The 12,864-nt window shown below is 47.3% G+C and carries 11 protein-coding genes; 10 read left to right on the plus strand and 1 reads right to left on the minus strand.

Annotated elements, in window-relative coordinates; genetic code table 11:
* Nucleotides 1–103: 103 nt before the first annotated feature.
* The 8 genes from acs to fis all read left to right on the plus strand — a co-directional run bounded on the left by acs (nt 104) and on the right by fis (nt 8,788).
* Complete coding sequence (gene acs / locus KI743_RS12115; protein ID WP_032549934.1) at nt 104–2,053, plus strand: acetate--CoA ligase; 1,950 nt, start codon at nt 104–106, stop codon at nt 2,051–2,053.
* 341 nt (nt 2,054–2,394) lie between these two features.
* Nucleotides 2,395–2,844 carry a type II 3-dehydroquinate dehydratase gene (aroQ, locus tag KI743_RS12120; protein ID WP_285466574.1) on the plus strand — a complete coding sequence of 150 codons (450 nt, stop codon included), beginning with the start codon at nt 2,395–2,397 and terminating at the stop codon, nt 2,842–2,844.
* A 74-nt stretch (nt 2,845–2,918) separates the two neighbouring features.
* On the plus strand, nt 2,919–3,386 hold the full coding sequence (gene accB, locus KI743_RS12125; protein ID WP_032549931.1) for an acetyl-CoA carboxylase biotin carboxyl carrier protein: 468 nt from the start codon (nt 2,919–2,921) through the stop codon (nt 3,384–3,386).
* Nucleotides 3,387–3,401: 15 nt separating this feature from the next.
* Complete coding sequence (gene accC / locus KI743_RS12130) at nt 3,402–4,745, plus strand: acetyl-CoA carboxylase biotin carboxylase subunit (RefSeq protein WP_032549930.1); 1,344 nt, start codon at nt 3,402–3,404, stop codon at nt 4,743–4,745.
* Nucleotides 4,746–4,948: 203 nt separating this feature from the next.
* Nucleotides 4,949–6,319 (plus strand): DUF4397 domain-containing protein, encoded by a 1,371-nt coding sequence (locus KI743_RS12135; RefSeq protein ID WP_285466576.1) that lies wholly within the window; start codon nt 4,949–4,951, stop codon nt 6,317–6,319.
* 153 nt (nt 6,320–6,472) lie between these two features.
* Complete coding sequence (gene prmA, locus KI743_RS12140) at nt 6,473–7,360, plus strand: 50S ribosomal protein L11 methyltransferase (protein WP_285466577.1); 888 nt, start codon at nt 6,473–6,475, stop codon at nt 7,358–7,360.
* A 139-nt stretch (nt 7,361–7,499) separates the two neighbouring features.
* Nucleotides 7,500–8,468: a tRNA dihydrouridine synthase DusB gene (gene dusB, locus KI743_RS12145; protein ID WP_285466578.1), complete on the plus strand. Its 969-nt coding sequence runs from the start codon at nt 7,500–7,502 to the stop codon at nt 8,466–8,468.
* A gap of 23 nt (nt 8,469–8,491) precedes the next feature.
* A complete protein-coding gene (gene fis, locus KI743_RS12150; protein ID WP_004729744.1) occupies nt 8,492–8,788 on the plus strand; it encodes a DNA-binding transcriptional regulator Fis in 297 nt (98 codons plus the stop codon).
* 67 nt (nt 8,789–8,855) lie between these two features.
* Here the strand turns inward: fis and zntR are convergent, their stop codons facing one another.
* Nucleotides 8,856–9,290, minus strand: a complete 435-nt coding sequence (gene zntR, locus KI743_RS12155; protein WP_285466580.1) for a Zn(2+)-responsive transcriptional regulator — start codon at nt 9,288–9,290, stop codon at nt 8,856–8,858.
* Between the two features lie 334 nt (nt 9,291–9,624).
* Between zntR and purH the strand changes: the two genes are divergently transcribed.
* On the plus strand, nt 9,625–11,217 hold the full coding sequence (gene purH / locus KI743_RS12160) for a bifunctional phosphoribosylaminoimidazolecarboxamide formyltransferase/IMP cyclohydrolase (RefSeq protein ID WP_285466582.1): 1,593 nt from the start codon (nt 9,625–9,627) through the stop codon (nt 11,215–11,217).
* Nucleotides 11,218–11,535: 318 nt separating this feature from the next.
* The gene (gene purD, locus KI743_RS12165) at nt 11,536–12,822 is read left to right on the plus strand and encodes a phosphoribosylamine--glycine ligase (RefSeq protein ID WP_150869412.1); all 1,287 of its coding nucleotides are present in this window, start codon (nt 11,536–11,538) and stop codon (nt 12,820–12,822) included.
* The last annotated feature ends 42 nt before the right edge of the window (nt 12,823–12,864 follow it).

Consider the following 12,864-nt stretch of genomic DNA (forward strand, 5'->3'; position numbering starts at 1 on the left):
AGCCGACAGTGATAACACAACGACAGTCCACTAACTTGACTTAGAAACTGAACATAAAGGAAGTTGCCAATTCATTAGGAATGTAGGCACAAGGAGAGATGCAATGAGTGAAGCCCACGTTTATCCGGTAAAAGAAAACATCAAAGCAAATACGCACGCGGATAATGACACTTACCTAGCCATGTACCAACAATCTGTTTCTGACCCTGAAGGTTTCTGGGGCGAGCATGGAAAAATCGTAGATTGGATTAAGCCTTTCACCCAAGTGAAAAGCACTTCATTTGACCCAGGCCACATCGACATTCGCTGGTTTGAAGATGGTACACTCAACGTGTCTGCTAACTGTATTGACCGCCACCTTGCTGAGCGCGGTGACGATGTGGCAATCATCTGGGAAGGTGATGACCCAGCGGACGACAAGACGCTAACTTTTAACGAACTTCACAAAGAAGTGTGTGAATTCTCTAACGCACTTAAAGAGCAAGGCGTGCAAAAAGGCGACGTAGTGTGTCTGTACATGCCAATGGTGCCAGAAGCGGCGGTTGCGATGCTTGCTTGTACACGTATCGGTGCAGTCCATACTGTGGTATTTGGTGGCTTCTCACCAGAAGCACTATCAGGCCGTATTATCGATTCTGATTCTAAGGTTGTGATCACCGCTGATGAAGGTGTTCGTGGCGGCCGTGCCGTCCCTCTTAAGAAAAATGTCGATGAAGCTCTGACCAACCCAGAAGTGAAAACCATTCAAAAAGTCATCGTTATGAAACGTACTGGTGGTGATATTGATTGGCACGAGCATCGTGATGTTTGGTGGCATGAAGCAACAGCAAACGTATCTTCAGAGTGCCCACCAGAAGAGATGAAAGCAGAAGACCCTCTATTCATTCTCTACACATCAGGTTCAACAGGTAAACCTAAAGGTGTTCTACACACAACCGGCGGCTACTTAGTTTACGCGGCAATGACGTTCAAGTACGTATTTGATTACCAAGAAGGCGAAACCTTCTGGTGTACAGCGGATGTGGGTTGGATCACTGGTCACACATACCTAATCTACGGCCCACTGGCTAACGGCGCTAAGACAATCCTATTTGAGGGCGTGCCAAACTACCCGAATACTAGCCGTATGAGTGAAGTGGTTGATAAGCACCAAGTAAACATCCTATACACGGCACCAACAGCGATTCGTGCTCTGATGGCGAAAGGTAACGAAGCGGTTGAAGGCACAACACGTAGCAGCCTACGTATTATGGGCTCGGTAGGTGAACCAATTAACCCAGAAGCGTGGGAGTGGTACTACAAAACGATTGGTAACGAGAACTCTCCGATTGTTGATACATGGTGGCAAACCGAAACGGGCGGTATCTTGATCGCTCCTCTACCGGGTGCAACGGATCTAAAACCAGGTTCAGCGACTCGCCCATTCTTTGGCGTTCAACCTGCACTGGTTGACAACATGGGCAACATCATTGAAGGCGCAACCGACGGTAACCTAGTGATTTTAGATTCTTGGCCTGGTCAAATGCGTACTGTTTATGGCGACCATGAGCGCTTCGAGCAGACTTACTTCTCTACCTTCAAAGGTATGTACTTCACCAGTGATGGTGCTCGTCGTGATGAAGACGGCTACTACTGGATCACAGGCCGTGTTGATGACGTACTGAACGTATCTGGCCACCGTATGGGTACGGCAGAAATTGAATCTGCGCTGGTTGCATTCGATAAGATTGCCGAAGCTGCAATTGTGGGTATCCCTCACGATATCAAAGGCCAAGCGATCTACGCTTACATCACCCTGAACGACGGTGAGTTCCCAACAGCGGAGCTGCATAAAGAGGTGAAAGACTGGGTACGTAAAGAGATTGGTCCGATTGCGACACCAGACGTGCTACACTGGACAGACTCTCTACCGAAAACGCGCTCTGGTAAGATCATGCGTCGTATCCTACGTAAGATTGCAACAGGCGATACCGGAAACCTTGGCGACACTTCTACGCTTGCTGACCCAAGTGTGGTTGACAAGCTCATCGCAGAAAAAGCTGAGCTTGCATAAAACTGCGGATAAACAGTCCTAACTTGGGCATGTTTACCTGATATGTTTAAAACACCCCATATGTAAACCGTCACCTGTGTGGCGGTTTTTTTATGCCTGATCTTGATCTCAAATATCCTTCCTTAAATTAAGGCTTCTCCCATTTTTTGTTAACTTGGTAACAATTCCGCACTATCACATTAGGAGATTAGACCAGTAAATTGCTGCGATTTGCGCTGAATTAGCTATAATCTGGTTCTAATTTTTAAAATCGGTCGTTTTAGCTCTAGCAAAACGGCATGATTTGTAAATAAAATGGGACATTCACTCTCGTCGTCACGATAAAGGAAGATAGCCCCACGATGTCTACAAAGTTTCGCATTCTAGTTTTAAATGGCCCAAACCTTAACCTGTTAGGCCTAAGAGAGCCTGCACATTACGGTTCTCAAACACTTGACCAGATAATTGACGGTCTAAAAGAGCAAGCGAAAACTCAGGACGTTGAGCTATCTCACTTACAATCAAATCGTGAGTACGAGCTAATTGAAGCCATTCACGGTGCATTCCAAAATATTGATTTTATTATTATCAATCCAGCAGCGTTTACACACACCAGTGTGGCACTGCGCGATGCACTGCTTGGCGTAGCAATCCCATTTATTGAAGTGCACCTTTCTAATGTTCATGCACGTGAACCATTTAGGCACCACTCTTACCTCTCAGACAAAGCCGAAGGGGTAATTTGTGGCTTGGGTGCACAAGGCTACCAATTTGCTTTGACCGCAGCGATTAACAAGCTTCAGTCAAGGTAACGAACATAACCGAACTAATAGACACCAGCTCCAGTCATAGAGCATGGTTAATTAACAAATAAGAGAAAGAAACGATGGATATTCGCAAAATCAAAAAGCTGATCGAATTGGTTGAAGAGTCTGGTATCGCAGAACTAGAAATCTCTGAAGGTGAAGAGTCAGTACGCATCAGCCGTAACGGCACTGCTCCTGCAGCAGCACCAGTTCAATACGCAGCAGCGCCAGCACCTGTAGCAGCTCCAGCTCCTGCAGCAGCTCCAGCTCCTGCGGCGGCTCCAGAAGCAGCTGAAGCTCCAGCGGCAGTTACTGGTCACCAAGTTCTTTCTCCAATGGTTGGTACTTTCTACAGCGCGCCAAGCCCAGATGCAAAACCATTCGTTAAAGTAGGTCAACAAGTTAACGCTGGCGACACTCTATGTATCGTTGAAGCGATGAAGATGATGAACCAAATCGAAGCGGACAAGTCTGGCGTTGTAACTGCAATCCTAGTTGAAGACGGCCAACCAGTTGAGTTCGACCAAGCTCTAGTAATTATCGAATAATAGAGAAGCCTCATTATGTTAGATAAATTAGTAATCGCGAACCGTGGTGAAATTGCACTACGTATTCTGCGAGCATGTAAAGAGCTAGGCATTAAGACGGTAGCTGTTCACTCAACAGCTGACCGTGACCTTAAGCACGTACTGCTTGCAGATGAAACTATTTGTATCGGTCCAGCTCGTGGTATCGATAGCTACCTGAACATCCCTCGCATCATCAGTGCGGCAGAGGTAACAGGCGCTGTTGCTATTCACCCTGGCTACGGCTTCCTATCTGAAAACGCAGACTTTGCTGAGCAAGTTGAGCAAAGCGGTTTCATCTTCGTAGGTCCTAAAGCTGAAACTATCCGCATCATGGGTGATAAAGTTTCTGCAATCACGGCAATGAAGAAAGCAGGCGTACCTTGTGTACCGGGTTCTGACGGCCCACTGAACGACGACGAAGCAACCAACAAAGCTCACGCTAAGCGTATTGGCTACCCAGTAATCATCAAAGCATCTGGTGGCGGCGGTGGTCGTGGTATGCGTGTTGTACGTTCTGAAAAAGAGCTAACTGAAGCGATCGCAATGACACGTGCAGAAGCAAAAGCATGTTTCAACAACGACATGGTTTACATGGAGAAATTCCTAGAAAACCCACGTCACGTTGAAGTACAAGTGATTGCTGACGGTCAAGGCGGTGCTATCCACCTTGGTGAGCGTGACTGTTCTATGCAGCGTCGTCACCAGAAGGTTGTTGAAGAAGCACCAGCACCAGGTATCACTGCAGAAATGCGTAAGTACATTGGTGAACGTTGTACTCGTGCTTGTCTTGAGATTGGCTACCGTGGTGCAGGTACTTTTGAGTTCCTATACGAAAACGGCGAGTTCTACTTCATCGAGATGAACACTCGTATCCAAGTAGAGCACCCAGTAACTGAGATGGTTACCGGTGTTGACCTAATCAAAGAGCAACTACGTGTTGCTGCTGGTCAGCCTCTGTCTTTCACGCAAGATGACATCAAGATCAGCGGTCACGCTATCGAGTGTCGTATCAACGCGGAAGACCCAGATAAGTTCCTACCTTCACCAGGTAAGATCGAGCGTTTCCATGCACCGGGCGGTATGGGTGTACGTTGGGACTCTCACATCTACACGGGCTACACAGTACCACCTCACTACGATTCAATGATTGGTAAGCTGATCACTTACGGTGAGAACCGCGATGTAGCGATCTCTCGTATGAAGAATGCTCTAGGTGAGATGATTGTAGAAGGCATCAAAGTGAACATCCCTCTACAAGAGTCGATCATGAACGACGAGAACTTCCAACACGGTGGTGCAAACATCCACTACCTAGAGAAGAAACTTGGTCTTCAATAATCGGTTCATTTAAGAACATCACGAAATGCCCACCTCGGTGGGCATTTTTATTTATAATAATTTTATTAATACAAGCTACTGAAAAGATAAAGTTAAATAAGTCAAATTTTCATTTTTGTCTCCGGACCATCCTAATATATCTGATCCTTTAATCAAACTTGTCGTAGATCTGTGTGATGTAAAAATCACCTGGAGACAAGACCATGAAATTGATTAGAACTATTGCAATTGCAACCGCACTCAGCGCAGCTCTAGCAGGCTGTCACGACGATGACGACGACTCCACAGCACAGGACGACTCCTATCTTCGAGTATTCCACGCTTCACCTGACGCCCCAAAAGTAAACGTGATTCTCGATGGGCAACCCGCTCTACAAAACGTTGACTATCAACAGTCATCAGGACAAATTTCCGTATCCCCAGGCGACCATACCGTTCAAGTCGACGCTATTCTCGCTGATGGAACCACCACGACCGTCGTTCCCGAAACTAGCCTTGATTTAATGGCAGGGCAAGAGTACAACGTTGTTGCGACAGGGAAAGTAGGTGACAACTCATTTGGGCCACAGATCATTGCGAGGGACTTCATGGTTCCAACCGATGCACGAGTTCAAGTGATGCACTCTGCACCCGATGCGCCCACTGTGGATGTGTTCATCACAGCACCCAATGCTGATCTTACAATAGCAACTCCCTTCGCCAACGACGTTTCGTTTCTAGGCGTCACCGACGCAATGAACGTACCTGCCGATACTTACCAAGTGCGTATCACGGATCCATCTGATCCAACCCAAGTGTTTTTCGATTCCGGCTCGATAGCGGTTCCTGCTGGTGCCGACTGGTTTGTCGCAGCCACCAATAACACCACCGCTGGCGCATCACCGGTAACTTTGCTTGTCGACACTGGTAGCAGCTCGCTGACGGTTCAAGATACAAACAGCGGCGCTGATGTTCGCGTAGTGCACACTATTTCCGATGCCCCTGGCGTCGATGTGTGGGTCAATGGCACAGCACCAGTAAGTGGTTCGCCCCTGTTTAACCTAATGTATAAAGACAAAACAGATTATCTAGCACTTGATGCTGCATCGACAGACTTTGCAGTAGCTGTTAACGGCAGCAGCCCTGTCAGTATCGTCAGTGCCCTTGGGCTAACTGCTTCACTTGCAGCGAATACAACCTACACTGCCCTAGCTATCGGCAACCTGAGTGATGGACTGAGCAATGATGAGCTTTACGTCGTTGAAGATGATGTTAGAAGAATCGCGACAGAAGCCAAACTGCGAGCGATTCACGCCTCTACGTTGGCAGGCATTGTCGACATTTATGTGAGTGTTGACGCGACTCCAAGTTCTGACGATGTGATTCTAGAAGATATCCCTTACAAAGGAGATAGCGGCTTACTGCCCGTGATGCCTGGCACGGTATACATCATGATCACGCCAGCCAATACCCCTAGCACCATCGCTATTGGGCCAGTAATGCTCGACCTCACTGGCGGTTCAATCACAACGCTTGTTGCGATTGACGACCCTGTCGCACCCACCAGCGTATCAGCAATCAGTTTAGACGACTAATGACCATTTCAACTATCTGCTAGCCTAGTGTTCATCGCGAACACTGGGTTTACTTATATCTGGAACGGCAGTTTTAATTGAGGGTAATCGCTCATTAAATCTGCTAAACTCTGCGCCCAATTCATTTTCAACCATTGTTAAGAGCACATACCCATGCCTTGGATTCAAATCAAGCTTAATGCGACCAACGAAAATGCCGAACAGATCGGCGACATGTTGATGGAAGAGACTGGTGCTCTTTCTGTCACTTTCCTTGATGCACAAGATACCCCTGTATTTGAGCCTCTGCCGGGTGAGACGCGACTTTGGGGTGATACGGATATCCTAGCTCTATACGACGCTGAAATTGATACCAGCGCCGTTCTAGCACAAATCAAAGCGAGCAACATGTTCCCTGCGGATTTCGCTCACAAAGTTGAGCAAATTGAGGACAAAGACTGGGAACGTGAATGGATGGATAACTTCCACCCAATGAAGTTCGGTGAGCGCCTATGGATCTGCCCAAGCTGGCGAGATATCCCAGAGCCGGACGCGGTAAATGTAATGCTTGACCCAGGTCTAGCGTTTGGTACTGGTACCCACCCAACAACAGCACTTTGTTTAGAGTGGTTAGAAGGTCTAGATCTGTCAGGTAAGACAGTGATCGACTTCGGTTGTGGCTCTGGCATCCTAGCGATCGCAGCGATCAAACTCGGTGCAGAAAAAGTTATCGGGATCGACATTGATCCTCAAGCTCTACTGGCATCAAAAGACAATGCTGAGCGCAATGGCGTTGCTGACCAATTAGAAGTGTTCCTTCCTCAAGATCAGCCAGAAGGCCTGATTGCCGATGTTGTCGTTGCTAACATCCTTGCCGGTCCACTACGTGAACTTTCAGGCATCATTAAGGGTCTAGTAAAAGAAGACGGCGTATTAGCAATGTCGGGTGTTTTAGATACACAAGCAGAAGACGTTGCGACTTATTATCGTGATGAGCTTCACATTGATCCGATTGTTGAACAGCAAGAGTGGTGTCGAATCTCTGGTCGCAAGCAAGGCTAGACAAGACTTTGAGCGCTAATTGACTGAATTTTATGCAAATTACAAAAACAAATTGTAAATGCTCAAATATTAGTCTTTTCACGCAGCAAAAAAATGCGTAAAATGCGCGCCCTTGCTGGTACAGAACTGTGATGACGTTTTGAAAATCGGAAATTATCAACTTAAGAACAATCTAATCGTCGCCCCAATGGCTGGCGTAACGGATAGACCATTCCGTGAGTTGTGTCTTCGCTATGGAGCGGGGATGGCAGTCAGTGAAATGATGTCCTCCAATCCTAAGGTTTGGAAAACGTCGAAGTCTCAGCAGCGTATGGTACATGAAGGCGAATCGGGCATTCGATCAGTACAAATCGCTGGTGCAGATCCACAGCTTATGGCCGAGGCTGCGCAATTCAACGTTGAGAACGGTGCTCAAATCATCGATATCAACATGGGTTGCCCAGCAAAAAAAGTGAATAAGAAGCTTGCGGGCTCCGCACTACTGCAATATCCGGATCTTATTGAAGAGATCTTGAAGGCTGTAGTAGATGCGGTTGACGTTCCAGTGACGTTGAAAACTCGCACAGGCTGGGACACGGACAATAGAAACTGTGTCCAAATCGCTAAAATAGCCGAAAACTGCGGCATTCAAGCGCTTGCCCTTCACGGGAGAACTCGCGCTTGTATGTACAAAGGTGAGGCCGAATACAAACACATTAAAGCGGCGAAACAAGCTGTCTCTATACCGGTTATCGCTAACGGTGATATCGATAGTCCGGAGAAAGCGAAGTTTGTACTGGAGTACACCGGTGCTGACGCTTTAATGATTGGCCGTCCTGCCCAAGGACGTCCTTGGATTTTCCAGGAAATCCACCACTATTTGGAAAACGGCACCACGATGGACCCACTCCCAACTACGGAAGTGAAGGACATCATGCTTGGTCATGTTCACGCTCTGCATGAGTTTTATGGAGAGTTTTTAGGTCCGCGCATTGCTCGTAAGCATGTGGGTTGGTACCTAAAAGAACACGAACAAGCGAGTGAGTTTCGCCGTACCTTCAACGCACTCGAAGCAGGTGATCTGCAGCTTGAGGCGCTAGAAGGTTATTTTGATAACGTTGCACCATAATTACGAGAAGAGCTAGACCGAATATGTTCGAACAAAATCTGACTTCAGAAGCATTGACAGTGACTACAGTTACATCACAAGACCAAATCACGCAGAAACCACTACGTGATTCAGTGAAAGCATCATTGAAAAACTACCTTGCTCAATTAAACGGTCAAGAAGTCAGCGAGTTATACGAACTAGTATTAGCTGAAGTTGAACAGCCACTACTAGACACCATCATGCAGTACACTCGCGGTAACCAAACTCGCGCAGCAACTATGATGGGTATCAACCGCGGTACTCTTCGCAAGAAACTTAAAAAATACGGCATGAACTAATCATTCTGACGTATAGAAATTTAAAGCCCAACTTACTGAGTAAGTTGGGCTTTTTTTATCTCTAAGCTCAGTCGTTGCAACAGCTGCCTTTCTGGGTATTCTCAGAATCCAGTGCCGCCAGAATTGAGCAGTGACTCGCATCATCATCCACATGCCCACAGCACGCATCATTGATTTTTTTCAGGGCAATTCGAATACGGCTCAGCTCGGCGATTTTCTCATCAATCATCGTCAATTTAGCACTGGTAATCGACTTCACCTCCGCGCAGCTATGCTGGGTTGCCTCCAAGCGAATATCGAGTAATTCTTTAATCTCTTCCAAGCTCAGGCCCAACGCCTTTGATTTTAGGATGAAGGTCACCTGCTTTTGGTTATTTTCGTCATACAGTCGATAGCCCGACTCACTGCGACTCGCCGGAGCAATAAGGTGATTTTTCTCGTAGAACCGTAGCGTATCCGCTGTTACACCACAGCGTTTCGCTAATTCTCCTATCTGAAACATAGTTTTTCCTGATTTTTCATTACTGCCACAATTAACCTTTTCGTTACTTTTCAGGCTCAAATGGCAATTTTCATAATTATTTTTGAGATGCCAAACGATTGCGCGAGCTTTTTTGTAATAAATTAGTTAGAATGTGCGCCATCAAATTTGGAGACTGTTACTTTCTTAGGTATTAAACATAAGAAGAAACGGAATCTCAAAGGTCTTTACCAAAACTGGCCAATATTTTATCTCTTGCTCTGTTGTACGTTAAACAGAGTGGAGAAGATAGAAACAAGTTCTTTTTTGGCAAATATCTTTATTTTAACTCCATGAATTTGAGGAAGATGGAAGCATGAATAACGCTCGTCCAATTCGCCGCGCCCTAATCAGCGTATCAGACAAAACTGGTATCGTTGAATTTGCACAAGCCCTTGCTAACCGTGGTGTCGATATTCTATCGACTGGTGGCACTGCTCGCCTGCTTGCTGAGAAAGGCATCTCTGTAACAGAAGTATCAGACTACACAGGCTTCCCAGAAATGATGGACGGCCGCGTTAAGACTCTGCATCCAAAAGTTCATGGTGGCGTTCTAGGTCGTCGTGGCCAAGATGATGAAGTGATGGAAACTCACGGCATCAATCCTATCGATATGGTTGTTGTTAACCTATACCCATTCGCAGAAACCGTTGCTAAAGAAGGTTGTACCCTTGCTGACGCTGTTGAGAACATCGACATCGGTGGTCCAACAATGGTTCGCTCTGCAGCGAAAAACCACAAAGACGTAACTATCGTTGTGAACGCTCACGACTACGATCGCGTTATCGCTGAAATGGACGCGAACGAGAAGTCTCTAACACTAGAAACTCGTTTCGACCTGGCTATCGCAGCATTCGAGCACACAGCTTCTTACGACGGCATGATCGCTAACTACTTCGGCACTATGGTCCCATCTTACGGTGAGAACAAGGAAGGTGACGAAGAGAGCAAATTCCCTCGCACGTTCAACCAACAGTTCGAGAAAAAGCAAGATATGCGCTACGGTGAGAACAGCCACCAAGCAGCTGCATTCTACGTTGAAGCAAACCCTGAAGAAGCGTCTGTTTCTACTGCTCGCCAAATCCAAGGTAAAGCCCTTTCTTACAATAACATCGCTGACACTGATGCAGCACTTGAGTGTGTGAAAGAGTTCGACGAGCCAGCATGTGTGATTGTTAAGCACGCTAACCCATGTGGTGTAGCACTAGGTAAAGACATCCTAGAAGCTTACGACCGTGCATTCAAAACAGACCCAACGTCTGCATTTGGCGGCATCATCGCATTCAACCGTGAACTAGACGCAGCAACAGCAACGGCTATCACTGAGCGCCAATTCGTTGAAGTTATCATTGCACCATCTGTATCTGCTGAAGCAGTAGAAATCGTAGCGGCTAAGAAAAACCTTCGCCTACTTGAGTGTGGTGAGTGGACAACTAAGACAACTGGCTTTGACGTGAAACGCGTTAACGGTGGCCTACTGGTTCAAGACCGCGACCAAGGCATGGTATCTGAAGATGACCTTAAAGTGGTTTCTAAGCGCCAACCTACAGAAGAAGAGCTAAAAGATGCCCTATTCTGCTGGAAAGTAGCGAAGTACGTGAAATCTAACGCGATCGTTTACTCGAAAGGCGACATGACTATCGGTGTAGGCGCAGGCCAAATGAGCCGCGTTTACTCTGCGAAAATCGCAGGCATCAAAGCTGCAGACGAAGGTCTACAGGTTGAAGGTTGTGTGATGGCATCAGATGCGTTCTTCCCATTCCGTGACGGTATCGACGCGGCTGCAGAAGCGGGCATCAAGTGTGTTATCCAACCAGGCGGCTCAATGCGTGATGACGAAGTTATCGCTGCAGCAGACGAGCACGGCATGGCGATGATCTTTACGGGCATGCGTCACTTCCGCCACTAATTCTCTTGTCATCATTGGGGCGGTAACTGCGTTGACTACGTTCGCTTACCCTAATCACATAGCGAGCTATGCTCATAGGGATAAGCTCACTTGTCGCCTTGTTAGCGCTCCCACTGATTTAAAGAGACCTCGAATAGTTGAATGGCATAAGTACCAACTACTTTGAGCAAGACTTAACTTAAATTTCTCAAAACCGTCATTCCGTATAGCGAGGAACGAGCGTAATACGGAATCTCTTGGTTTAAAACGTTAAACAGATTCCCGACAGTTTCGTTCCTCAACTTCGAGAATGACGATTTTTGATTGAAGGATTAAAACATGAATGTATTGATCATCGGTGCCGGCGGTCGTGAGCACGCACTTGGTTGGAAAGCAGCACAAAACCCAAACGTTGAAACAGTATTCGTTGCTCCAGGTAACGCAGGTACTGCACTTGAGCCAAAACTAGAAAACGTAAACATCGGCGTTGAAGACATCGCTGGTTTAGTGGCGTTTGCTCAAGAGAAAAAAATCGAACTGACTATCGTTGGTCCAGAAGCACCACTCGTCATTGGTGTGGTTGACGCGTTCCGCGAAGTGGGCCTGCCTATCTTTGGTCCAACTCAAGCGGCAGCACAGCTGGAAGGCTCTAAAGCATTCACTAAAGACTTCCTAGCTCGTCACGACATCCCAACCGGTTCTTACGCAAACTTCACTGAGATTGAGCCAGCTATCGCTTATGTTCGTGAGCAAGGCGCGCCAATCGTAGTAAAAGCTGACGGCCTTGCGGCTGGTAAAGGCGTTATCGTTGCGATGACTCTGGAAGAAGCTGAAGACGCAATCAAAGACATGCTAGCAGGCAACGCATTTGGTGAAGCTGGCAGCCGCGTGGTTATTGAAGAGTTCCTTGAAGGCGAAGAAGCGAGCTTCATCGTGATGGTTGACGGCGCTAGCGTTCTGCCTATGGCCACCAGCCAAGACCACAAACGCGTTGGCGACAAAGACACAGGCCCTAACACAGGCGGTATGGGTGCTTACTCTCCAGCTCCAGTGGTAACGCCAGAAATCCACAACCGTATCCTTGAAGAAGTTATCTACCCAACGGTACGTGGTATGGACGCAGAAGGCGCGCCTTACACAGGTTTCCTATATGCAGGTCTGATGATCGCAGCTGACGGCACACCGAAAGTTATCGAGTACAACTGCCGATTCGGCGATCCAGAAACGCAACCTATCATGATGCGTATGGAGTCAGACCTTGTTGAGCTTTGCCTAATGGCTATCGACGAGAAGCTGGACCAAGCAGAATCTAAGTGGGACCCACGCGCTTCAATTGGTGTTGTTCTTGCGGCTGGCGGCTACCCTGCTGACTATGCAAAAGGTGACGTGATTTCACTGCCTACAGGCGATGTTGAAGGCCAAAAAATCTTCCATGCTGGTACAGCGAATAACGAAGCTGGCGAAGTTGTGACGAATGGCGGCCGTGTTCTATGTGCGACTGCTCTTGGTAATAGCGTTTCTGAGGCTCAGGAGCGTGCGTACGCGCTAACTAAGCAAGTTAGCTGGAATGGTATGTTCCACCGTAATGACATCGGTTACCGTGCGATTGAGCGCGAGCAGAAGTAATCATTGTTGATGATTGCAGATACTAAAAAGGCGCGTCATGCG

It is taken from the genome of Vibrio sp. D420a, assembly GCF_030248625.1.
GTDB lineage: Bacteria > Pseudomonadota > Gammaproteobacteria > Enterobacterales > Vibrionaceae > Vibrio > Vibrio fortis_A.

What these genes read in the sequence shown, in the direction of transcription:
- KI743_RS12135 (WP_285466576.1), top strand. Translation starts at nt 4,949, where the DNA reads ATGAAATTGATTAGAACTATTGCAATTGCAACCGCACTCAGCGCAGCT.
- zntR (WP_285466580.1), bottom strand. Translation starts at nt 9,290, where the DNA reads ATGTTTCAGATAGGAGAATTAGCGAAACGCTGTGGTGTAACAGCGGAT.
- acs (WP_032549934.1), top strand. Translation starts at nt 104, where the DNA reads ATGAGTGAAGCCCACGTTTATCCGGTAAAAGAAAACATCAAAGCAAAT.
- prmA (WP_285466577.1), top strand. Translation starts at nt 6,473, where the DNA reads ATGCCTTGGATTCAAATCAAGCTTAATGCGACCAACGAAAATGCCGAA.
- aroQ (WP_285466574.1), top strand. Translation starts at nt 2,395, where the DNA reads ATGTCTACAAAGTTTCGCATTCTAGTTTTAAATGGCCCAAACCTTAAC.
- accB (WP_032549931.1), top strand. Translation starts at nt 2,919, where the DNA reads ATGGATATTCGCAAAATCAAAAAGCTGATCGAATTGGTTGAAGAGTCT.
- accC (WP_032549930.1), top strand. Translation starts at nt 3,402, where the DNA reads ATGTTAGATAAATTAGTAATCGCGAACCGTGGTGAAATTGCACTACGT.
- purH (WP_285466582.1), top strand. Translation starts at nt 9,625, where the DNA reads ATGAATAACGCTCGTCCAATTCGCCGCGCCCTAATCAGCGTATCAGAC.
- fis (WP_004729744.1), top strand. Translation starts at nt 8,492, where the DNA reads ATGTTCGAACAAAATCTGACTTCAGAAGCATTGACAGTGACTACAGTT.
- purD (WP_150869412.1), top strand. Translation starts at nt 11,536, where the DNA reads ATGAATGTATTGATCATCGGTGCCGGCGGTCGTGAGCACGCACTTGGT.